Origin of the sequence: Nonomuraea sp. ATR24, from assembly GCF_041950485.1 — a bacterium.
Classification (GTDB): domain Bacteria; phylum Actinomycetota; class Actinomycetes; order Streptosporangiales; family Streptosporangiaceae; genus Nonomuraea; species Nonomuraea ceibae.
The window spans coordinates 42,095-62,661 of sequence record NZ_JBGNUU010000015.1; the positions used below are offsets into that span (position 1 = coordinate 42,095).

At 71.3% G+C, this 20,567-nt stretch carries 16 protein-coding genes; 5 read left to right on the forward strand and 11 right to left on the reverse strand.

The features are described 5' to 3' along the window. Positions 1-158: 158 nt before the first annotated feature. Entirely contained in the window at positions 159-1,010 is an 852-nt protein-coding gene (locus tag ACBI99_RS31075) for a tRNA (adenine-N1)-methyltransferase (RefSeq protein ID WP_219514694.1), read from the reverse strand. Positions 1,011-1,065: 55 nt separating this feature from the next. Here ACBI99_RS31075 and ACBI99_RS31080 point away from each other — a divergent pair, with 55 nt between their 5' ends. Further along, positions 1,066-2,172, forward strand: a complete 1,107-nt coding sequence (locus ACBI99_RS31080) for a GNAT family N-acetyltransferase (RefSeq protein ID WP_375074121.1) — start codon at positions 1,066-1,068, stop codon at positions 2,170-2,172. Positions 2,173-2,289: 117 nt separating this feature from the next. Next, on the forward strand, positions 2,290-2,850 hold the full coding sequence (locus tag ACBI99_RS31085) for a hypothetical protein (protein WP_375074122.1): 561 nt from the start codon (positions 2,290-2,292) through the stop codon (positions 2,848-2,850). A gap of 96 nt (positions 2,851-2,946) precedes the next feature. Here ACBI99_RS31085 and ACBI99_RS31090 read toward each other — a convergent pair whose 3' ends face one another. Together ACBI99_RS31090 and ACBI99_RS31095 are read right to left on the reverse strand one after the other, a co-directional pair. Then, the gene (locus ACBI99_RS31090; RefSeq protein ID WP_375074123.1) at positions 2,947-4,536 is read right to left on the reverse strand and encodes an FHA domain-containing protein; all 1,590 of its coding nucleotides are present in this window, start codon (positions 4,534-4,536) and stop codon (positions 2,947-2,949) included. 228 nt (positions 4,537-4,764) lie between these two features. Continuing rightward, complete coding sequence (locus ACBI99_RS31095; protein WP_375074124.1) at positions 4,765-5,901, reverse strand: site-2 protease family protein; 1,137 nt, start codon at positions 5,899-5,901, stop codon at positions 4,765-4,767. A gap of 158 nt (positions 5,902-6,059) precedes the next feature. On the opposite strand from ACBI99_RS31095, the gene ACBI99_RS31100 reads away from it, so the two are divergent. The 3 genes from ACBI99_RS31100 to ACBI99_RS31110 all read left to right on the forward strand — a co-directional run bounded on the left by ACBI99_RS31100 (position 6,060) and on the right by ACBI99_RS31110 (position 8,838). Next, positions 6,060-6,920, forward strand: a complete 861-nt coding sequence (locus tag ACBI99_RS31100; protein WP_219514707.1) for a RecB family exonuclease — start codon at positions 6,060-6,062, stop codon at positions 6,918-6,920. Positions 6,921-7,000: 80 nt separating this feature from the next. Continuing rightward, positions 7,001-8,158, forward strand: coding sequence for a sensor histidine kinase (locus ACBI99_RS31105; protein ID WP_357586797.1), 1,158 nt, complete (start codon positions 7,001-7,003; stop codon positions 8,156-8,158). Continuing rightward, a complete protein-coding gene (locus ACBI99_RS31110; RefSeq protein WP_364170234.1) occupies positions 8,155-8,838 on the forward strand; it encodes a response regulator transcription factor in 684 nt (227 codons plus the stop codon). The genes ACBI99_RS31105 and ACBI99_RS31110 overlap by 4 nt, the downstream gene beginning before the upstream one ends. Positions 8,839-8,866: 28 nt before the next feature. Here ACBI99_RS31110 and ACBI99_RS31115 read toward each other — a convergent pair whose 3' ends face one another. The 8 genes from ACBI99_RS31115 to metH form a co-directional block, all read right to left on the reverse strand. Then, the gene (locus tag ACBI99_RS31115; protein WP_219514718.1) at positions 8,867-9,892 is read right to left on the reverse strand and encodes an ABC transporter ATP-binding protein; all 1,026 of its coding nucleotides are present in this window, start codon (positions 9,890-9,892) and stop codon (positions 8,867-8,869) included. After that, positions 9,889-10,914, reverse strand: coding sequence for an ABC transporter ATP-binding protein (locus ACBI99_RS31120; protein WP_219514720.1), 1,026 nt, complete (start codon positions 10,912-10,914; stop codon positions 9,889-9,891). The genes ACBI99_RS31115 and ACBI99_RS31120 overlap by 4 nt, the downstream gene beginning before the upstream one ends. Next, positions 10,911-11,924, reverse strand: coding sequence for an ABC transporter permease (locus tag ACBI99_RS31125; RefSeq protein WP_219514722.1), 1,014 nt, complete (start codon positions 11,922-11,924; stop codon positions 10,911-10,913). The genes ACBI99_RS31120 and ACBI99_RS31125 overlap by 4 nt, the downstream gene beginning before the upstream one ends. 85 nt (positions 11,925-12,009) lie before the next feature. Then, positions 12,010-13,779: an ABC transporter substrate-binding protein gene (locus ACBI99_RS31130; protein WP_219514724.1), complete on the reverse strand. Its 1,770-nt coding sequence runs from the start codon at positions 13,777-13,779 to the stop codon at positions 12,010-12,012. Between the two features lie 46 nt (positions 13,780-13,825). Then, a complete protein-coding gene (locus ACBI99_RS31135) occupies positions 13,826-14,818 on the reverse strand; it encodes an ABC transporter permease (protein WP_219514732.1) in 993 nt (330 codons plus the stop codon). A gap of 226 nt (positions 14,819-15,044) precedes the next feature. Beyond that, positions 15,045-15,527, reverse strand: a complete 483-nt coding sequence (locus ACBI99_RS31140) for a cellulose synthase (protein ID WP_219514734.1) — start codon at positions 15,525-15,527, stop codon at positions 15,045-15,047. Between the two features lie 639 nt (positions 15,528-16,166). Next, positions 16,167-16,811, reverse strand: coding sequence for an HAD family phosphatase (locus ACBI99_RS31145; protein WP_357586795.1), 645 nt, complete (start codon positions 16,809-16,811; stop codon positions 16,167-16,169). Between the two features lie 255 nt (positions 16,812-17,066). Continuing rightward, positions 17,067-20,528 carry a methionine synthase gene (gene metH / locus ACBI99_RS31150; protein WP_375074125.1) on the reverse strand — a complete coding sequence of 1,154 codons (3,462 nt, stop codon included), beginning with the start codon at positions 20,526-20,528 and terminating at the stop codon, positions 17,067-17,069. Positions 20,529-20,567 lie beyond the last annotated feature (39 nt).

Consider the following 20,567-nt stretch of genomic DNA (forward strand, 5'->3'; position numbering starts at 1 on the left):
CCTATCTCGGGCCCCTCCGTAACCTGGCCGGGCAGTGTTCGTACAGTGACAATCAGTATTTGGTGAATAATCCCCAATAGTGCGTTTAATACTCCCAGCATATGCACACGGTGATCTGTTCCCGTGTCACGCGCCAACGCACCCTCGTGGCCAAATTGTCATAGTTCCTCGGTCGTCCCCTTCGGTCGTCGGCGGCGCGGCGGCGGGGTCACGCCGTCGGCCATGCGACGGGCGGAGACGAGGAATCCCGTGTGGCCGATCATCCGGTGATCGGGCCGGACGGCGAGCCCTTCGACATGCCAGTCGCGAACCAGGGTCTCCCACGCCTGAGGCTCGGTGAAACTCCCGTGATCGCGAATGGCCTCGACGGTTTTCGACATCTGGGTGGTCGTGGCCACGTAACAGCAGATCACGCCGCCCGGCGTGAGCGCCTTGGCGGCGGCGTCGACGCACTCCCAGGGAGCCAGCATGTCGAGGATGACGCGGTCGACGTCGCTCTCGTCGATCGAGGCGACGAGGTCGCCCACGACCAGGCGCCAGTTGTCGTCCATCGGGCCGCCGTAGAACTTCTCCACGTTCTTGGCCGCCACGTCCGCGAACTCCTGGCGGCGCTCGTACGAGGTCACGTGCCCCTCGGGGCCGACGGCCCGCAGCAGGAAGCACGTCAGCGCGCCGGAGCCGACGCCGGCCTCGATCACCCGGGCGCCCGGGAAGATGTCGGCCATGCCGACGATCATCGAGGCGTCCTTGGGGTAGATGACCGCCGCGCCGCGCGGCATCGCCAGCGTGTAGTCCTGCAGCAGGTGGCGGAAGGCCAGGTACTGGGTGCCGCCGGAGGAGCGCACCACGGAGCCCTCGGGCTGACCGATCAGCTCGCTGTGCGGGATGGCGCCCTTGTGCGTGTGGAAGACGCCGTCCTCCTTGAGCGTGATCGTGTGGCGCTTGTTCTTGGGGTCGGTGAGCTGCACCTGATCCCCGGGCCGGAACGGCCCATGCCTGCGGAAACCCATGGCGGCAAGGTTATAGGGCTTTCGAGCACGTCTGGACGCGCGATATCAATGGGGGATGTTCCCTCGTGAAGTGATCTCCGTCGGCTCCCTGGTGCTGCGCGTCCCGGGCGCCGACGACGCCGACGCCATCGTCGCCACCTGCGACGATCCGGTGTCGGCCAGGTTCCTCCCCTTGCTGCCTTCGCCTTACACCCGGCAGGACGCGCTGGCGTACCTGGCCCGCGCGGAGGAGAAGTGGGACGAGGGCGCCGCGGAGTTCGCGATCACCCAGGACGGCCGCTACGTGGGCGCCGTCGGGGTGAGCGCGCCCGACAGGTGGGGCACGGTGCGGCTCGGCTACCTGGTGTCGCCGTGGGCGCGCGGCAAGGGGGTGGCCTCGGCGGCGGCGCGCGGGCTGAGCGACTGGCTGCTCGACCACGGCGTGGCGCGGGTCGAGCTGGAGGCCGAGGTGGAGAACGTGGCGAGCCTGCGGGCGGCCTACCGCTCGGGCTTCACCGAGGAGGGCCGCAGGCGCGACGCCAAGACGCTGCGCGACGGGCGGCGGACGGACGTGGTGACGTTCGGCAGGATCGGCCGCGACCCGGCCGGGCTCTGGGAGCCGTTCCTGCCGTTCTTCGCCGGCGGGGAGCTGTCCGACGGGGTGGTGTGCCTGACGCCGATGACGGTGGACGACGCCGGCGCCCTCCACCGGATGCTCCAGGAGCCGAGCGTGGCCCAGTACGGCGTGGGCGCCGCCAACTCGCCGGCCGACGACGAGCGCCGCTGCCGCTACACCGGCTACTTCTGGGTGTCCGGGCAGCGGGTCGAGCTGGCGATCAGGGACGCCGGGACGGGCGAGTTCGCCGGGCACATCCAGCTCGTGCAGATCGTCCCCGAGTTCGGGCAGGCCATGGTGGGCTACTCGCTGACCGAGCGCTTCCGCGGCCGGGGCTTCATGACGCGGGCGGTGCGCCTGCTGACCGGGTGGGCGTTCGCCGAGACCCCGCTGCACCGGATCGTCGCCGGCACCGAGGTGTCCAACACCGCGTCGCAGGCGGTGCTGGAGCGCGCCGGGTTCGTCCGTGAGGGGATGCGCCACAAGCTCCTGCCGAAGGCCGGCGGCGGCCACGCGGACGAGCTGTGCTGGGTCCTGATGCGTCCCGATGCGGGCGAGAAATCCTGATTACCGCTTTGAGGTCTGGCCAAGGGGCGCGCGGCGGAAGATACTCCGAGTCACCGCCCCTGCAATCAGCGTGAACGAACGGCTTGGTCCTGAGCGCCTCAGCCGAGGGATGTCACGATGCCAGACGAACGTGTCCATGTCGCCATGCGCGAGCTCATCTCCGCGTTCTCCTGCCTGGACCGGGCGGGGCTGACCGATCGCCTGGCGCGCGCCGCCGCGACGGTCGCCCGCGCCGCCTACGCGGGGTTCGTCCGCTGCGATCCGCTGCGTGAGGAGGCGCACGCCGTCCACACGCACGGGCCGCCGGGCGATCCGCTGCGGATGCGGGCCTGGCTGGCGGAGTCGGGCGTGCTGAAGGAGCTGGCCGCCGCGGACGGGCCCCTGTGCCTGGCCCGGGACGTCTCGGTGGGCGCGCCCGGCTTCCTGGCCACACCGGTGCCGCTGACGACGTGCGACCACGTGTCGCTGTGGGTGGCGGGCCGCGCCTTCGACACGGCCGACGAACACCTGCTGGGCCGCTTCGCCACCGCCGCCGGGCGCGCCCTGGAGGCCGCCGGCGACCTGGAGGCGGCCACCCGCCTGCTGCGCGGCGTGCAGGCCTTCACACCGCCCCGCCGCCCCCGCGTTCCCGTACGTCCGCAACAGCGGATCCGGCCGCCCGTAACCGGCCCGGATTGACCCGTACGCCGTTTCCGTACGTCCGGCGTTTACCGGTTGTACGGCGTTTTCCCGGCGCGGGCAGAGCCGCGTGGTGAATGCGCGCCGGGAAACGGTTCAGCCGCGGTGGGCCTCGAAACGCAGCGTCCGTGAGACGCCGACGCGCACGGTCGTGCCGGGCGCGATCGTGACGGGCTCGTTGGGCGGGATGTCGTAAAAGTTCGGGTCGCCGGGCGGCTGGATCTGGGTGCCGTTGACCGAGCCGAGGTCGACCAGGTTGACGTCCCAGCCGTCGAGCGCCACCCGCAGGTGCCGCCGGGAGACCGAGCCGTCGGGGCTGGTCACCTTGGCGGGGCGGGCGTTGCCGCCGGCCACCTCGGGCGCCCGCTCGGGGTCGCGGCCGAGCAGGTAGTCGCTGTCGAGCGGCAGCGCGGAGCCGTCGTCGAGCACGAGCACGCCGAGCTGCGGGCGCGGCCCCTTGTACGGGACGAGCGAACGCTGCACGAGCGCGATGCCGCACACCGCGCAGTAGGGGGCGCGCGGGTCGTTGAAGTGGTCGTTGGTGCAGTCGACGCCGTAGACGAGCGGCCGGTCGCCGTGGTCGGGCTGCTCGTGGCCGGGCTGCGGGTGCCCTTGTGGGTGCCCCTGCGGGTCGAACGGCGGGGGCGGCCCCTGCGGCTGGTCGAACGGCTCCGGCGGCGGGCCGAGGTGCGGCGGGTGGTCGCCGGGCGGCGGGCCCAGGTGCGGCGGCGGGTCCAGCGAGGGCGGGCCCATCAGGGGCGGGCCTGACTCGAAGTGCTCCTGCTGCGGCGGGGCCTGCTCGTACTCGGGGACGGTGCCGTTACCCGGCGCGGGCGCGGGCTCGTCGTAGCTGGGGAACGGCGGCGGGCCCGGCGGCCCCGGGTGCTCGGCCCCCGGTGGCGCGAGGTGCGGCTGCGACGGCGGCTGAGGCTGCGACTGGATCTGGGGCTGGGACTGAGGCCCGGGGTGGTGGGGCGCCGACGGCGGCTGCGGCCGGAACTGCGGGCCCGAGGGCGGGCCGGGCTCGGGGCCGGACAGCGGGTAGGGCGGGGCCTGGGCCGGCGGCTCGGCGCGCGGCAGCAGGTCGGGCTCCATGTGCAGGGCCGTGTTGGGCATCTCGCTGGTGAGCGACCTGGAGCGCTCGGCCCGCTCGGAGCGCTCGGAGCGCTCGTCGGCGCCGGACCGGCTGCCGGCGGGCTCGCCCGGCTCGTCCGCGTCGCCGGGGGCGGCCGTGATGCCGCCGCCGTGCACGACGCCGCCGGAGAAGCCGACGGCCGGGTGCGGGTCGCGGGCGCCGGGGAGGCTGAGCTCGATCCGCTCGACGGGGCCGGCGATGAGCCGGTCGGACCAGGTGAGGGAGTCGCTGCCGGCCAGGCGCGTCTCGCCTGAGGCAGTGGTGACGGTGGCCGAGGCCGAGCCGCTGACCAGGACGGCCACGCCGCCGCCGACCGGGCCCGCGACCGCGCAGGTGGCCGGGTCGCCGGCCATGTTGGCGGCGAGGACCTGGGCGGCGCGCCGGGCCAGCGCCCTGCCGTCGCCACCGGAGGCGGCCGTCTCGCGCAGCGCCTCGATCAGGCCGGTGCCGGCGGCCTCGTCCGCGTCGCACACCAGCAGCAGGCCGCCCAGATAGGCGACCAGGCCGTCGCCGGGAAGCGGGCGCACGGTCCCGAAGCCGTGGTCAGTCATGAGTCCTCCCCCATGACCGTGCTGCGCTCGGTCACTCAACTCTCCTTACCGAAAGCCGACGGTATGACGGCACTCATACGCATCCCGGACGCGAGGCCGTCGCGCCGCCCCCCAACTGTGCAAGCTCGGGCAAACAGCACACTATCGGCCAGACGTCGCAGCATCGAAACTCCGGCGTCCCGATCAATGACATTATCCGGGGCCGGTCGCTTAGACGAGTGGGACAAATCAGACGCCGATGAAGACGCGGTTGACGTCGGCGGTGGCGAGCACCCCGTAGATCTCCCCACCCCGCTCCACGAGCAGGTACTCGCCCGCGGGCGCCTCGCGCATGGCGTCGATGAGCGCCTCGCCCTCCAGATCGGCGGCCAGCACCACGGACGGCTCCAGCGACTTGGCCAGCGCGCCCACGTCGACCCAGGGCCGCCGGTGCTCGGGGGTGGCCTGCACGGCCGACTCGTTGACGATCGCCAGCGGCCTGCCGTCGTGGTCGACCACGACGAGCGCGCCCGCCCGGCTCTCGGCGGCCTGCCGCAGCGCCTCGGCCAGCGGCGTCTCGGCCGTCACCGGGATCGCCCGGCGCGCCAGCCCGCGGGCGTTGAGCTGCGGGATGCGCGCCCGGAACCGGGCCGCCTTGAGCGACTGCCCGGCGGCCAGCCAGATGAAGGAGGCCAGCACGAACGGCCAGATGAGGTCGCGCGGGTCGAGCTCCTGACCGGACATCGTGGACATCGCGAACGGGATCGCCACCAGCGCCACCGCGAGGATCCGGCCGCCCCACGCGGCGGCGACCGTGCCGGCGCCGGGGCTGCTGGTCAGCTTCCACACACCGGCGCGCAGCAGCCGCCCGCCGTCGAGCGGCAGGCCGGGCAGCAGGTTGAACACGCCCACGATGAGGTTGGACACCCACAGCTGCCAGATCAGCACCTCCGGGATGCCCCCGCCGTTGATCAGGAACTCGTCGGCGGCGTAGCCGATCCCCGCCAGGCCCAGCGACAGCACCGGGCCCGCCGCCGCGACCATGAACTCCTTGCCGGGCGTGGGCGGCTCCTTCTCGATCTCCGACACGCCGCCCAGCAGGTAGAGGGTGATGCGGCGCACCGGCAGCCCGTAGGCCTTGGCCAGCACGCTGTGGGCCAGCTCGTGCAGCAGGACCGACACGTACAGGAGCACCGCGAAGACGAACGCGACCGCGTAGGCGGCGCCGCTGGACAGGTGCGGCAGCATGTCGCGCACGGTGTCGCCGAACAGCCAGGTGATGAAGGCCGCGACGATGAACCACGTCCACGACACGTAAACCGGGATGCCGAAGGGCTTGCCCATCCGGATGCCCGAGAACTCCTGCCGCGGGCTCTGCTCGCTCACCGCACTCCTCGCCGTCCACGCCGCCACCGGCCGCATCTTCGGCCGCGTCACCGGCCGCATCACCGGATGCCGCCGCTGCCCTTGATGCTACGCGCCGGACCACGTGATCCAGGACTCGCCGCCGTATTATGTCGGGCCGGTGACCTAGAGTGCGGTGCATGACGCTGACCGAGCCGGTGATCATCGGAGCCCTCTCCCCGTCCCGGGCGGGCGACTTCATGACCTGCCCGCTGCTCTACCGGTTCCGGGTGATCGACCAGCTTCCGGAGAAGCCGTCGCAGGCCGCGGTGCGCGGCACCGTGGTCCACGCGGTGCTGGAGCGGCTCTACGACCTGCCGGCGCCGCGCCGGTCGGTGCAGGCGGCGCTGGAGCTGCTGGAGCCGCAGTGGGAGCGCCTGCTGGCCGAGGAGCCGCTCTACGGCGAGATGTTCGCCGACGACGCCGAGCGGGCCGAGTGGCTGGCGCAGGCGCGGGCGATGCTGGAGCGCTACTTCACGCTGGAGGACCCGACCCGGCTGGAGCCCGCCGAGCGCGAGCTCTACGTGCAGGCGGTGCTCGACGGCGGGCTGATGCTGCGGGGCTACGTCGACCGGCTCGACGTGGCGCCGACCGGCGAGGTCCGGGTGGTCGACTACAAGACGGGCAGCGCGCCGGGGCCGGAGTGGGAGGCCAAGGCGCTGTTCCAGATGAAGTTCTACGCGCTGGTGCTGTGGCGGCTGCGCGGCGAGGTGCCCCGGCTGCTGCAGCTCGTCTACCTGGGCGGGCGGGGCGAGGTGCTGCGTTACGCGCCCGACGAGGCCGACCTGCTGGCGACCGAGCGCAAGGTGCGGGCGCTGTGGGCGGCGATCGAGCGGGCGCTGGAGACCGGCGAGTGGCGGTCGCGGCCGAGCCGGCTGTGCGACTGGTGCGACCACCAGGCGCTGTGCCCGGAGTTCGGCGGCACTCCCCCGCCGGTGCCCGACCGCCAGCCCGGCGACACCGTCCGGAGCAACCGGCGGGCGGCCAGCGACGAGCTGTAGCCCCCTCCCTGCCCGGTCCTGGCCCGGGATCGTTCTTGGGGAGGAGGTTCCGGGCTCTCACCTGGGCCTACAGTGAAGCGGTGCGCACCGGCCGAATGACGTTCCATGACTCGGTCCTGGCCCTGCTCGTGGCCGTGGGTTCGGTGCCGCTGTTCCTGCTCCAGAGCGCCGCGCGCGCCGAGTGGACCCGCGCGCCCGACGCGTTCGGCGTGGCGCTGGTGCTGCTCATGTCGGCGCCGGTGGCCGTGCGCAGGTCGTGGCCGCTGGCGGGCCTGTGCGCGAGCCTGGTGCCCCAGACGCTGCTGGCCGCGCTCGGCTACGGGTTCGGGCCGGCCGCGCCCGCCGGGCTGGTGCTGCTCTACTCGGTGGCGGCCCACCGGGGGCTGGCGGCGGCGCTGTGCGCGCTGACGCTGTCGCTGGCCGTCTACACGGTGGGGGTGTCGGCCGGGCCGGTGACGCCGGCCCGCTGGAGCGACCACCTGGTGGTGATCGTGGTGCTGGTCGCGCTGTGGGGGGCCGGGCGGAGCCTGCGGCTGCGCCGCGCCTACCTGGCCGAGCTGAAGGACCGCGCGGCCCGGCTGGAGCGCGCGCACGCGGCCGACACCCGGGCGGCGCGGGCCGAGGAGCGCTCGCGGATCGCCCGCGAGCTGCACGACGTGGTGGCCCACCACGTGAGCGTGATGACGGTGCAGGCGGCCGCCGCCCGCAAGGTGCTGGCCTCCGATCCGGAGCTGGCCCGCGAGGCGCTGTCGGCGATCGAGAACACCGGCCGCGTCGCGATGGCCGAGATGCGCGACCTGGTGGGCGTGCTGCGCGCCGGCACGCGGGCCGAGCTGGGGCCGCAGCCGGGCCTGCGCGACCTGCCCGCGCTGGTCGAGCAGATGCGCGAGGCCGGTCTCGACACCGGCCTGTCGGTGCACGGCGAGGCCGGGCGGCCGCTCCCGGCGGGCGTCGACCTGGCCGCCTACCGGCTGGTCCAGGAGGGGCTGACCAACAGCCTGCGGCACGCGGGCGCGGGCGCCCGCGCCGAGGTGACGGTCCGCCACGCGCCGGGCGAGCTGGACGTACGGGTCGAGGACGACGGCCTGGGCGCGGCGGCCGCGGCCCGTCCGCCCGGGCACGGGCTGGTGGGCATTCGCGAACGCGTGGCCCTCTATGGTGGGATCATTGACGTGGGCCCGAAGTCGGGGGGCGGTTTCGAGGTGCGGGCGAGGTTCCCGTTGAAGGACGAGCGATGACGATCAGAGTCCTGCTGGTCGACGACCAGCCGCTGCTGCGCACCGGTTTCCGCCTGATTCTCGAGGCCGAGCCCGACATCACGGTCGTGGGCCAGGCGGGCGACGGCACCGGCGCGCAGGAGCAGACCCGGGCGCTGCTGCCCGACGTGGTGCTGATGGACATCCGCATGCCGGGTGTGGACGGGATCGAGGCGACCCGCCGGATCGTGCGCGAGGCGGCGCCGGCGGCGCACGTGCCGAAGGTGCTCGTGCTGACCACCTTCGACCTCGACGAGTACATCGTGGAGGCGCTGCGCTCGGGCGCGTCGGGGTTCCTGCTGAAGGACGTGCCGCCGGACGAGCTGGTGCAGGCGATCCGGGTGGTGGCGGCGGGCGACGCGATCGTGGCGCCGAGCGTGACCCGGCGGCTGCTCGACCGCTTCGCCGCCCGGCTGCCCCCGGCCTACGAGCAGGCCACCCCGGCGCGGCTCGACCGGCTGACCGAGCGGGAGCTGGAGGTGCTGCGGCTGATCGCCAAGGGCATGTCCAACGCGGAGATCGCCGCCAAGCTCGTGGTGAGCGAGACCACGGTCAAGACCCACGTCGGCAACGTGCTGACGAAGCTGGGGCTGCGCGACCGGGTGCAGGCCGTCGTGCTCGCGTACGAGACGGGCCTGATCACGCCGGGCGCCCTGTCCTGACCCGCGGGCCGGGACAGGGCGCGGCGCGTCAGTCCTTGCCCGCCTCGCCGGCCGTGGCGGCGGCGACCGGGGCGTTCTCCGGGAAGTGGCAGGCGACGCTGTGGCCGCTCGCCAGCGTCTCCAGCGGCGGCTCCACGGTCTTGCAGATCTCCTGCGCCTTCCAGCAGCGGGTGTGGAAGCGGCAGGCGGGCGGCGGGTTGAGCGGGCTGGGCACGTCGCCCTTGAGCCGGATGCGCTCGCGCTCCTTGCGCGCCTTCGGGTCGGGCACCGGCACCGCCGACAGCAGCGCGTTGGTGTAGGGGTGCATGGGCGAGCTGTAGAGGCGCTTGCGATCGGCGATCTCCACGATCTTGCCCAGGTACATGACCGCGACCCGGTCACTGATGTGGCGCACCACCGACAGGTCGTGCGCGATCACCACGTAGGTGAGGTCGAGCTCCTTCTGCAGGTCTTCCAGCAGGTTGACGACCTGGGCCTGGATCGACACGTCCAGCGCCGAGACGGGCTCGTCGGCGATGATGAGCTTCGGCTTGAGCGCGAGCGTGCGGGCGATGCCGATGCGCTGGCGCTGACCGCCGGAGAACTCGTGCGGGTAGCGGTTGTAGTGCTCGGGGTTGAGCCCGACCAGCGCCAGGATGTCCTGGACCGCCTTCTTGACGCCGTTCTCGGTGCGGACGCCCTGGATGCGGAACGGGGCGCCGACGATCGCGCCGACCGTGTGGCGGGGGTTCAGCGACGAGTAGGGATCCTGGAAGATCATCTGCATGTCGCGGCGCAGCGGGCGCAGCTTGCCCTGGCTCAGGTGGGTGATGTCGCGGCCCTCGAACTCGACCGAGCCGCCGGTCGGCTCCAGCAGGCGCGTGACGAGCCTGCCGGTGGTCGACTTGCCGCAGCCGGACTCCCCCACCAGGCCGAGCGTCTCGCCCTTGAACACGTCGAAGCTGATGCCGTCGACCGCCTTGACGGCGGCGACCTGCTTCTTGAACAGGCCCGCGGTGACGGGGAAGTGCTTCTCCACGTTCCTGACGGACAGAAGCGGCTCGTTCTCGCTCACTGGGTCTCCAGCACTGGCTTGATCTCGTTCTCCCACAGCGACCGCCGCTCCGTCCTGGGCATGTGACAGCGCACCAGGTGGCCGCGCTCGGTCGGCGCCAGGTCCGGCACCTCGGTGGACGCCCGCCCCTCGGTGCGGTCGGCGTACGGGCAGCGCGGGTGGAAGGCGCACCCGGGCGGCACGTTGATGAGGGACGGCGGCGAGCCCTTGATGGGCAGCAGCCGCTCGGTGGGCTCCCGGTCGAGGCGGGGCATCGAGCCCAGCAGCCCCCACGTGTAGGGGTGCTCGGGGTTGTAGAAGATCTCGTCGGTCTTGCCGTACTCGACGCACTTGCCGCCGTACATGACGAGGATGTCGTCGGCCAGCTCCGCCACGACGCCGAGGTCGTGGGTGATGATGATGAGCGCGGAGTTGAACTCGCGCTGCAGGTCACGCATCAGGTCGAGGATCTGGGCCTGCACGGTGACGTCGAGCGCGGTGGTCGGCTCGTCGGCGATGAGCAGCTCGGGGTCGCACGACAGCGCCATGGCGATCATCGCGCGCTGGCGCATGCCGCCGGAGAACTCGTGCGGGTAGCTGTCGACGCGCTTGCCGGGCTCCGGGATGCCGACGCGGCCGAGCAGGTCGACGGCGTGCTTGCGCGCCACCTGCTTGCTGACGGCGTTGTGGATCCGGTACGCCTCGATGATCTGGTGGCCGACCGTGTAGTAGGGGTGCATGGACGACAGCGGATCCTGGAAGATCATCGCCATCTTCTTGCCGCGCAGCCCGCGCACCTGCTCGGCGGGGGCCGAGACGAGCTCCTCGCCGTCGAGCCAGATCTCGCCGGAGATCTTGGCCCGCCCGCCCTTGTGCAGGCCGAGGATGCCGAGGCTGGTCACGCTCTTGCCGGAGCCGGACTCGCCCACGATGCCGAGCGTCTGGCCGCGCTCCAGGCCGAAGGTGAGCCCGTCGACGGACTTGACGACGCCGTCGTCGGTCGGGAAATGGATCTTGAGATCCTTGACGTCCAGGAAGCTCACGACAACCTCACCCTCGGGTCGACCCAGGCGTAGAGCAGGTCGACGATCAGACTCGCGACCACGACGAAGCAGGCGGCGAACAACACCACGCCCATCACCTGCGGCAGGTCCTGGTTGCGGATGGCCAGGATGGCGAACTGGCCGAGCCCGGGCAGAGTATAGGTGGTCTCGGTGAGGACCGCGCCGCCGATGAGGAGGCCGAAGTCGATGCCGAAGAGGGTGAGGATCGGCGTCAGCGCGGCCCGCAGGCCGTGTTTGACGACGACGTCGCGTTCGCTCAGGCCCTTGGCCCTGGCGGTGCGCACATAGTCCTCGCCCATGGTCTCCAGCATGCCGGCGCGGGTGAGCCGGGCGTAGGTGGCCGCGAACAGGAACGCCAGCGTGATCCAGGGAAGCAGCAGGTTGAAGGCCCACTGCGCCGGATTCTCGGTGAAGTCCGTCCACGAGCCGCCCGGTGGTGTCCAGCCCAGCCCGTAGCTGAAGACGACCAGCGAGAGCATGCCGGTGAAGAAGATCGGCAACGACACCCCGGCCAGCGCGGTGCCCATCGACAACCGGTCGAAGAAGGTGCCGCGCCGCAACGCGGAGATGACGCCCACGGACACGCCGCCCAGCACCCAGAGCAGGGCCGCGCCGATGGCCAGCGAGAACGTCACCGGCATCCGGTCCAGCAGGTCCGGCCACACGGGCTGCCCGGAGATGAAGGAGTAGCCGAAACAGGGCGCGGGGCACTGCTCGACCCCGGCGCCGTAGTCGTACTCGGCACCGGCGACAATGCCCTTGGCGAACCGGCCGTACTGGACGATGACCGGGTCGTAGAAGCCGAGCTTCTGCGCCACCAGGTGCACCGTCTCCGGTGTGGCCGCGCGGCCGACGTACCGGGAGGCCATCGCCTCGGGACTGGATCCGGCCCACTGCGGCACCACGAAGAAGATGCCGAAGGTGACCATGCTGATGACGATCAGCATGGCGATGGCGCCGATGAGTCGTCTGATGATGTATGTGAGCACCGCTGCCGGCCGGATGGCCTGCCCGTCGCCGGGCAGGCCATCCCTGCCTTCACCTGCCTTCGCTAGTTCCCCGAAGCCCGCCTGGTCACTCCACGCCGAGCAGGGCGTAGTCGTACTGGCTCTGGCCCTCGTTGTAGGCGAGGTTGGTCACGCCCTGGCCGCGCAGCAGCAGCGACTTGGCCCACACCACCGGGAGGATGGAGGCGTCCTCCATGACGGCCTTGTCGACGTCGACCCACAGCTTGTTGCGCTTGGTCTCGTCGAGCTCGGCCTTGGCCTGGTCGATCAGGCCGTCGACCTTGTCGCTCTTGACGCTCAGGTTGTAGTTGCCCGCGGGGCGGATGGTGCGGCTGTCGACGATGGCCTGCATGAAGCCGTAGCCGTCAGGCCAGTCGGAGCCCCAGCCGTGGGCGGCGAGGCCGACGCCGTTCTTCTTGACGTAGTTGACGTTGCCGGCATAGTCCGAGAAGTAGCTGGAGCCGGGGAAGCCCTTGAGCGTCAGCTTGATGCCGACCCGGGCCAGCGCCTGCTGCATCGACTCGGCCAGCGCCTTCTCGCGCGGACGGTCGGCGCGGAAGGTCATCGTGGTGGAGAAGCCGTTCGGCTGGCCGCAGGCGGTCAGCGCGGCCTTGGCCTTCTCGACGTCGCCCTTGTTCTCCGGCGTCGCGTACAGGTCGAACTTCTCCTGGCCGACGATGGGCGGCGGCATCACGTTCGTGGCGATCTCGCCGCCGGCGACCTCGCCGCCGAAGGCGGTCTGGTTGGCGACGCGGTCGGCGGCCCACATGACGGCCTTGCGGCACTCGATGTTGTCCAGCGGCGGGGTCTCCGGGATCACCGAGACGAACCAGAGCCTCGGGATCGTCGGGTTGTCCGTGCGGGCCTTCAGCGCCGGGTCGGGCAGCACCTTGCCGAGAGCGGCCGGCTGCATGCCCGTGCCCTGGACGTCGAGGTGGATGTCACCGGAGATGAGCTGGTTGTCCACGTCGTCGGCGTTGACGTTGAGCTGGACCTCGATCTTGTCCGGCAGCGCCGGGCGGTTCGGGTCGGTCGCCGCGTCCCAGTTCTCGTTACGGACCAGGCTGAAGCGCTTGCCGGCCTCGTTCGTCTCGAACTTGTACGGGCCGGAGGAGATCACGTGCTCCTTGTACTTCGCGCCGGTGTCCTTGTCCTTGGGCACCGGGGCGGTCATCGGCATCTGCACGATGTAGTCGAAGGAGGCGAACGGCTCCTTCAGGTGGAAGACGACGGTGGAGTCGTCGGTCGCCTCGACGGCCGAGCTGTAGTCGGCGTCCGGGGTCTTGTAGACGCCCTTGAAGTCCTTCGGCCAGTCGAGCAGCTCGTTGAGGTAGGACGGGCCGTGCGGGAAGGTCTCCTTGTCGTACGACCGCGCCACCGCGTAGGCGACGTCCTTGGCCGTGATCGGGGTGCCGTCCTCGAACTTCAGACCACTCTTGATCTTGTACGTCCAGGTCTTGCCCTCGTCGCTCGGCTCGCCCAGCGCCTCGGCCAGGTCCGGGACGACCGTGTTGCTGTCCTTGCCGGGGCCCGTCTTGTACGTCGTCAGCGTCCGCCAGTAGTACCGGCCGAAGTTGAACGAGTAGCCGTAGTAGGTGTCAGCGGGGTCCAGGCTGTCCCAGTCTGCATAGTTCGCGACTTTCAGAGTGCCGCCCTTCTTGGTGGAAGGGTTGAACACCTCGGTGAGCGCGGCGTTGAACGCGGGTTGCGCGGCAGCGCCGGACGCCGACTGGGCGGGCTGCTGGGAATTGCTGCCGCCCCCTCCGCCGCCACAGGCGGAGAGCACCAGGGCCAGCGTCGCTGTCGCGGCCGCTGCCAGTGCGGATTTCCTTCTCATTGACTACCCCTTGTTAGTGGAGATGGGGATGGAGCAGGGCGAAGGGTCAGTGCGCCCGCGGGTCGAAGGCGTCCCGAAGGCCGTCGCCGAACAGGTTGAACGCCAGGACAGTGATGAAGATCGCCAAGCCGGGGAAGAGCACGAAGTGCGGCAGCGTGTAGAAGCGCACCGCCTCCGAGAGCATGCCGCCCCAGGTCGGGGTCGGCGGGTTGATGCCGACGCCCAGGAACGACAGCGCCGCCTCGAACAGGATGTTCGTCGGGATCAGCAGCGTCGCGTAGACCAGGATCGGCGCCATCAGGTTGGGGAGGATCTCGCGGAACAGGATGTAGCCGTTGCGCGCGCCCAGGCTCCGCGCCGCGTCGACGAACTCGCGCTCGCGCAGCGACAGCGTCTGGCCCCGGACGATACGGCCGATGCTCGGCCAGCTGAAGAAGCCGATGATGAACACGAGCATCGCGATGCGCAGCCCGTTGCCCTCCAGCCCGAACCCCTTGTCAGGGATGACGCCGGCCAGCGCGATGGCGAACACCAGCAGCGGGAAGGCGAGGAAGACGTCCATCAGGCGGCCGATGATCTGGTCGGCCCAGCCGCCGAAGTAGCCGGCGATCACGCCCATGACCGTGCCGATGACGACCGACACCAGCGTGGCCAGGATGCCGATGAGCAGCGAGATCCAGGCGCCGGCGACGATGCGGCTGAAGATGTCACGGCCGTTGACCGGCTCGACGCCGAGCAGGTATTCGCTGCTCATGCCGCCGAAGTCGCCCTTGGGCAGCAGCGTGCTCTGGTCGATCTGGTCCTGGTGGAACTCCAGGGGCGGATGGCCGAGCAGGCTGATGATGGGCGAGGAGAAGATCGCGACCAGGACGAGCAGGATCACGGTGATCCCGCCGGCCAGCGCCACCTTGTCACGGCGCAGCCGCATCCAGGCGATCCGGCTCAGGGAACGCCCCTGGACGGCCTTGCCCGCTCCCTCGAGCACGGACTCCGGGCGCGCCTCCGAGGCGGAGCCGGAAACGTCAAGCGGTGCGGTCATGCCGGATAGCCCCCTGATTTTCAGACGACGTTGTCTGCTCGTTCGCAATACAGACCGCTCGTCGCGACCTCAGGAGGCAGGATCTATGCCCTGAGCTGCGCTGACTAGTCCCTCAGACCGCAGTGTGGCTCAACTGTGATTCACGCGAAACTCATTCGTATTGATCTTGACGAGAATGTCAAGACCCCGTCCCGGTTGCGTCTCGGAACTGTGACACGGGAACCGCTCAGCTGATGCCCCGGCGTCGCAACAGGTCCTCGATGTCGGAGAAGTCGTCATCGCCCTTGGCGGCCTTCTTCTGCTCCACCGCCGGCTTCGCGGGCGCCGCCTGAGGCGCCTTCCCGGCCGCCGCGGGCGCCTGAGCTGCGGGAACCTTCTCCGCCTTGCCGCGCCCCGCGCCCTTCAGCTTGCGTCCGCGCATCACACCCGACGCCACGAACAGCACCACCGACAGCCCGGCCACCGCCACGCCCGCCCACACCATCGGATTGAACACCAGGCTCGTCACGAACCCCACGACCGTCGTGCCGATCGTCCACAACGCCTGGAGCGCCCCGGTCAGATAGGCGGCCAGCGGCAGCAGCGCCCACGCAGCCGTCCGCATGCCCGACGCCGCGCCGCGCCGCCGGAACGCCAAGAAGCTCAGGAACAGCCCGGCGAGGGTCAGCCCGGTGCAGAGCGGGAACCATGCGATCGTTTCGAAAGGCATTCGGGGCCACCTCCGTCGTCGGTTACCTCTCCATCCTGGCACGCGATATGGCGCGTGTTCCTCCTCCCCGAGAACCACCCGACCCTTAGGGGACGAACCACCCACCCGTCCGGGACCGGCCCCCCATCGTCACCCAACCGCCCCGATCCCGCCAGCCCACCCTTTCCGGGCCGGGCTTCCGCGGGTGCCGCTTCCGGCGGGGTGCCGCCGGGCCAGAGCGCCACCTCGCTGAAGCACCCCGCGAGACGACCCCGCGAGACGACCCGTGGAGGGCGCGCCTCGCAGCGACCCTTCCCGGGAGGCGCCGTCTGCCGGAGGGCGAGGGCCTCCGCAGGCGGGGGTGGCCGTTCATGCGGGGTGGCCGTTCACGGGGGGTGGCGTTCACGTGGGGTGGCGTTCACGTGGGGGTGGCCGTTCACGTGGGGGTGGCCGTTCACGTGGGGGTGGCCGTTCACGTGGGGGTGGCCGTTCACGTGGGGGTGGCCGTTCACGTGGGGGTGGCCGTCGCGGAAGGCGTCCGGCGGGACGCCTTCCGGATGAGGGTCCGGGCTTCTCGGCGGTGTGGGGCCTATCGGGCGTCTCGCCGTACGGGCGCGGCCTCGTACGGCGTTGTGCGCCCCTCAGGGGGCGAGAGCGGGGTCAGGCGGGGATGAGGGCGCGCAGGTCGGCGGGGGTGACTTCGGTCAGGGAGGAGACGACCAGGCGGCCCGGAGCCGGGTCGATGGGCAGCAGGCTGGGCACCGCGACCACCGCGCATCCGGCGGCCGTGCCTGCGGCGACGCCGTTGGGCGAGTCCTCCAGCACCACGCAGCGCACCGGCTCCACCCCGAGCAGGCGGGCGGCCGTCAGGTACGGCTCGGGGTCGGGCTTGGTGCGGGTCACGTCGTCGGCCGTCACGATGGCGTCGAACCGGTCGCGGCCCACGGCCTTCAGCACCGCGTCCGCGATCTCCCGCAGCGACGAGGTCACCAGCGCCACCGGCACGCCCTCGTCCCGCAGCGCGTCGAGCAGCTCGGAGGCGCCCGGCATGACCTCGACGCCGCCGTTCAGCGTCGTGACCATCCCGCTGACCATCCACTCGCGCACGGTCGCCTCGGAGGCGTCCGAGCCGGACACGGCCAGCATGTACTCCACGGTGCGCTCCATGGAACCGCCGACGAGGTGCGTCTGGTGCTCCGGCGACCACTCGCCGCCCAGCCGCGCCATCACGCCGGTCTCGATCTCCAGCCACACCTTCTCGGTGTCGACGAGCAGACCGTCCATGTCGAAGAAGACCGCTTCCACACATCCCCCGTTCCAACGAAAAGGCGGCGTCGCCGCCGCTGCACATCGCCTTCCACCGTAGGCCGTCCCCCCGGACCCACCCCAACGGGGGCCACATATCGCCCACCCGACGGCATATCCCCAGATGTCGTACGGGGCCCGTACCAGCGGAAACCGGCCCGCACCGGAGGACGCCGGCAGAGCGCCGGACGGCTTCGGGGCGGGGCGGATCGGGCGGGGCGGGGCGGCCGGGCAGGGCGCGGCCGCCCGCTTCCGTCAGACGTTGAAGTACTTGGCCTCCGGGTGGTGGGCGACCAGGGCGGAGGTGGCCTGCTCGGGGTGGAGCTGGAACTCCTCCGACAGCGTGACCCCGATGCGCTCCGGGTCGAGCAGCTGGAAGAGCTGGACCTGGTCCTCCAGGTTGGGGCAGGCGGGGTAGCCGAAGGAGTAGCGGCAGCCCTGGATGTTGACCTTGAGCATGTCGTCCAGCGACTCGTCGCCGCCGATCCGCCACTCGGAGCGGACCCGGGCGTGCCAGTATTCGGCCAGCGCCTCGGTGAGCTGCACCGACAGGCCGTGCAGCTCCAGGTAGTCGCGGTAGGCGTCCTTGGCGAACAGCTCGGCCGTGGCCTCGGAGATCTTGCCGCCCATGGTGGCGATCTGGAAGCCGACGACGTCGACCTCGCCGGAGTCCTTGCCGCGGAAGAAGTCGGACAGGCACAGGTGCCGGTCGCGGCGCTGGCGCGGGAAGGTGAAGCGGGTGCGCTCGTCGCCCTTGTCGTCGAGGATGATCAGGGAGTCGCCGTCGCTCACGCACGGGAAGTAGCCGTAGACGACGGCCGCCTCCAGCAGGCCCTCGGTCTGCAGGCGCTCCAGCCACATGCGCAGCCGGGGCCGCCCCTCGGTCTCGACGAGCTCCTCGTAGCCGGGGCCGTCGCCGCCCCGGGTGGGCTTGAGGCCCCACTGGCCGAGGAACAGCGCGCGCTCGTCGAGGAAGGAGGCGTAGTCGGCGAGCGGGATGCCCTTGACGATGCGGTCGCCGTGGAAGGGCGGCGTGGGCACCGGGTTGTCGGCGGCCACGTCGGAGCGGGCGGGCAGCGCCTCGACGGGGGTGCGGTCGAGGACGGCGCCGGTCTTGACGCGGCGCTCGCGCAGCGGCGGCAGGGTGGCGCCCTCGACGCCGCGTTTGACGGCCATGAAGGCGTCCATCAGCCGCAGGCCCTCGAAGGCGTCGCGGGCGTAGCGGACCTCGCCGGGGAACAGCTCGGCCAGGTCCTGCTCGACGTAGGCGCGGGTGAGGGCGGCGCCGCCGAGCAGCACCGGGTAGCGGTCGGACAGGCCCCTGGACTTCATCTCCTCCAGGTTCTCCTTCATCACGACCGTCGACTTGACCAGCAGGCCGGACATGCCGATGACGTCGGCCCGCTGCTCGTCGGCGGCCTCCAGGATGGCGGAGACGGGCTGCTTGATGCCGAGGTTGACGACCTCGTAGCCGTTGTTGGACAGGATGATGTCGACGAGGTTCTTGCCGATGTCGTGCACGTCGCCCTTGACGGTGGCGAGCACGATGCGGCCCTTGGTCTCACCCTCGACCCGGTCCATGTGCGGCTCGAGGTAGGCGACGGCGTTCTTCATCACCTCGGCCGACTGCAGCACGAACGGGAGTTGCATCTGGCCGGAGCCGAACAGCTCGCCGACCGTCTTCATGCCGTCGAGCAGCACGTCGTTGATGATCTCCAGCGCGGGCCGCTGGGCCAGGCCCTCGTCGAGGTCGGCCTCCAGGCCCTTCTTCTCGCCGTCGATGATGCGCCGCTTGAGCCGCTCCCACAGGGGCAGCGCGGCCAGCTCCTCGGCCTTGCCGGCGCGCATCGCGGCGGCGTCGACGCCCTCGAACAGGTCCATGAAGCGCTGCAGCGGGTCGTAGCCCTCGCGGCGCCGGTCGTAGACCATGTCGAGGGCGACCTGGCGCTGCTCGTCGGGGATGCGCGCCATCGGCAGGATCTTGGAGGCGTGGACGATGGCGGAGTCGAGCCCGGCGTTGACGCACTCGTTGAGGAAGACCGAGTTGAGCACCATGCGGGCGGCCGGGTTGAGGCCGAAGGAGATGTTGGACAGGCCGAGCGTGGTCTGCACGCCGGGGTAGCGGCGCTTGAGCTCGCGGATGGCCTCGATGGTCTCCAGCCCGTCGCGCCTGGTCTCCTCCTGGCCGGTGGCGATGGGGAAGGTGAGGCAGTCGACGATGATGTCCTCGACCCTCATCCCCCAGTTGCCGGTCAGGTCCTCGATCAGGCGGGTGGCGACGCGGACCTTCCACTCGGCGGTGCGGGCCTGGCCCTCCTCGTCGATGGTGAGGGCGACGACGGCGGCGCCGTGCTCGCGGACCAGGCGCATGATGCGCTGGAAGCGGGAGTCGGGGCCGGTGCCGTCCTCGTAGTTGACGGAGTTGACGACGGCGCGCCCGCCGAGCATCTCCAGACCCGCGCGGATCACCTCGGACTCGGTCGAGTCGATCATGATCGGCAGGGTCGAGGCGGTGGCGAGCCGGAAGGCGAGCTCCTTCATGTCGGCGACGCCGTCGCGGCCGACGTAGTCGACGCACAGGTCGAGCATGTGCGCGCCGCCGCGGGCCTGGTCGCGGGCGGTCTCGACGCAGTCGTCCCAGCGGCCTTCGAGCATGGCCTCGCGGAAGGCCTTGGAGCCGTTGGTGTTGCAGCGCTCGCCCACGGCCAGGTAGGAGGTGTCCTGCCGGAACGGGACGGACTGGTAGAGGGAGGACGCGGCGGGCTCGGGGTGCGGGCGGCGGGCGGCGATCTCCCGGCCGCGCACGGTCTCGACGACCTGGCGCAGGTGCTCGGGGGTGGTGCCGCAGCAGCCGCCGACGAGCGACAGGCCGTAGTCGCGGGAGAAGGTGTCGTGGGCGCCGGCGAGCTCGCCGGCGCTCAGCGGGTAGTAGGCGCCGTCGGCGGTCAGCACCGGCAGGCCCGCGTTGGGCATGCAGGACAGCCGCAGCCGCGAGTGGCGGGCCAGGTAGCGCAGGTGCTCGCTCATCTCGGCGGGGCCGGTGGCGCAGTTGAGGCCGATGACGTCGACGCCGAGCGGCTCGATGGCGGTGAGCGCGGCGCCGATCTCGGAGCCGAGCAGCATGGCGCCGTTGGTCTCGATCGTCACCTGGGCGATGATCGGCACGTCGCGGCCGGCCGCCTCGATGGCCCGCTTGGCGCCCACGACGGCGGCCTTGACCTGGAGCAGGTCCTGGCAGGTCTCGATGATGAGCGCGTCGGCGCCGCCGGCGATCAGGCCGGCCGCGTTGTCGCGGTAGGCGTCGCGCAGCGTCGAGTAGGGCAGGTGGCCCAGCGTGGGAAGCTTGGTGCCGGGGCCCATGGAGCCCAGCACGAAGCGCGGGTGCTCCGGCGTGGACCAGTGGTCGGCGCGCTCGCGCGCGATGCGGGCGCCGGCCTCGGAGTATTCGTAGACGCGGGCGCCGATGTCGTACTCGCCGAGTGCGCTCAGGTTGGCGCCGAAGGTGTTGGTCTCGACGCAGTCGACGCCCACCGCGAAGTAGGCGTCGTGGACGCCGGCGACGATGTCGGGCCGGGTGACGTTGAGCACCTCGTTGCAGCCCTCGTGGCCCTGGAAGTCGTCGAGCGTCGGGTCCTGCGCCTGCAGCATCGTCCCCATGGCGCCGTCGGCGACGACCACGCGCTGGGACAGCACATCACGGAAGGAGGAGATGCTCATGGTCCAAGACTATCGGCTGTGCCCGCGCGGATTTTCCTG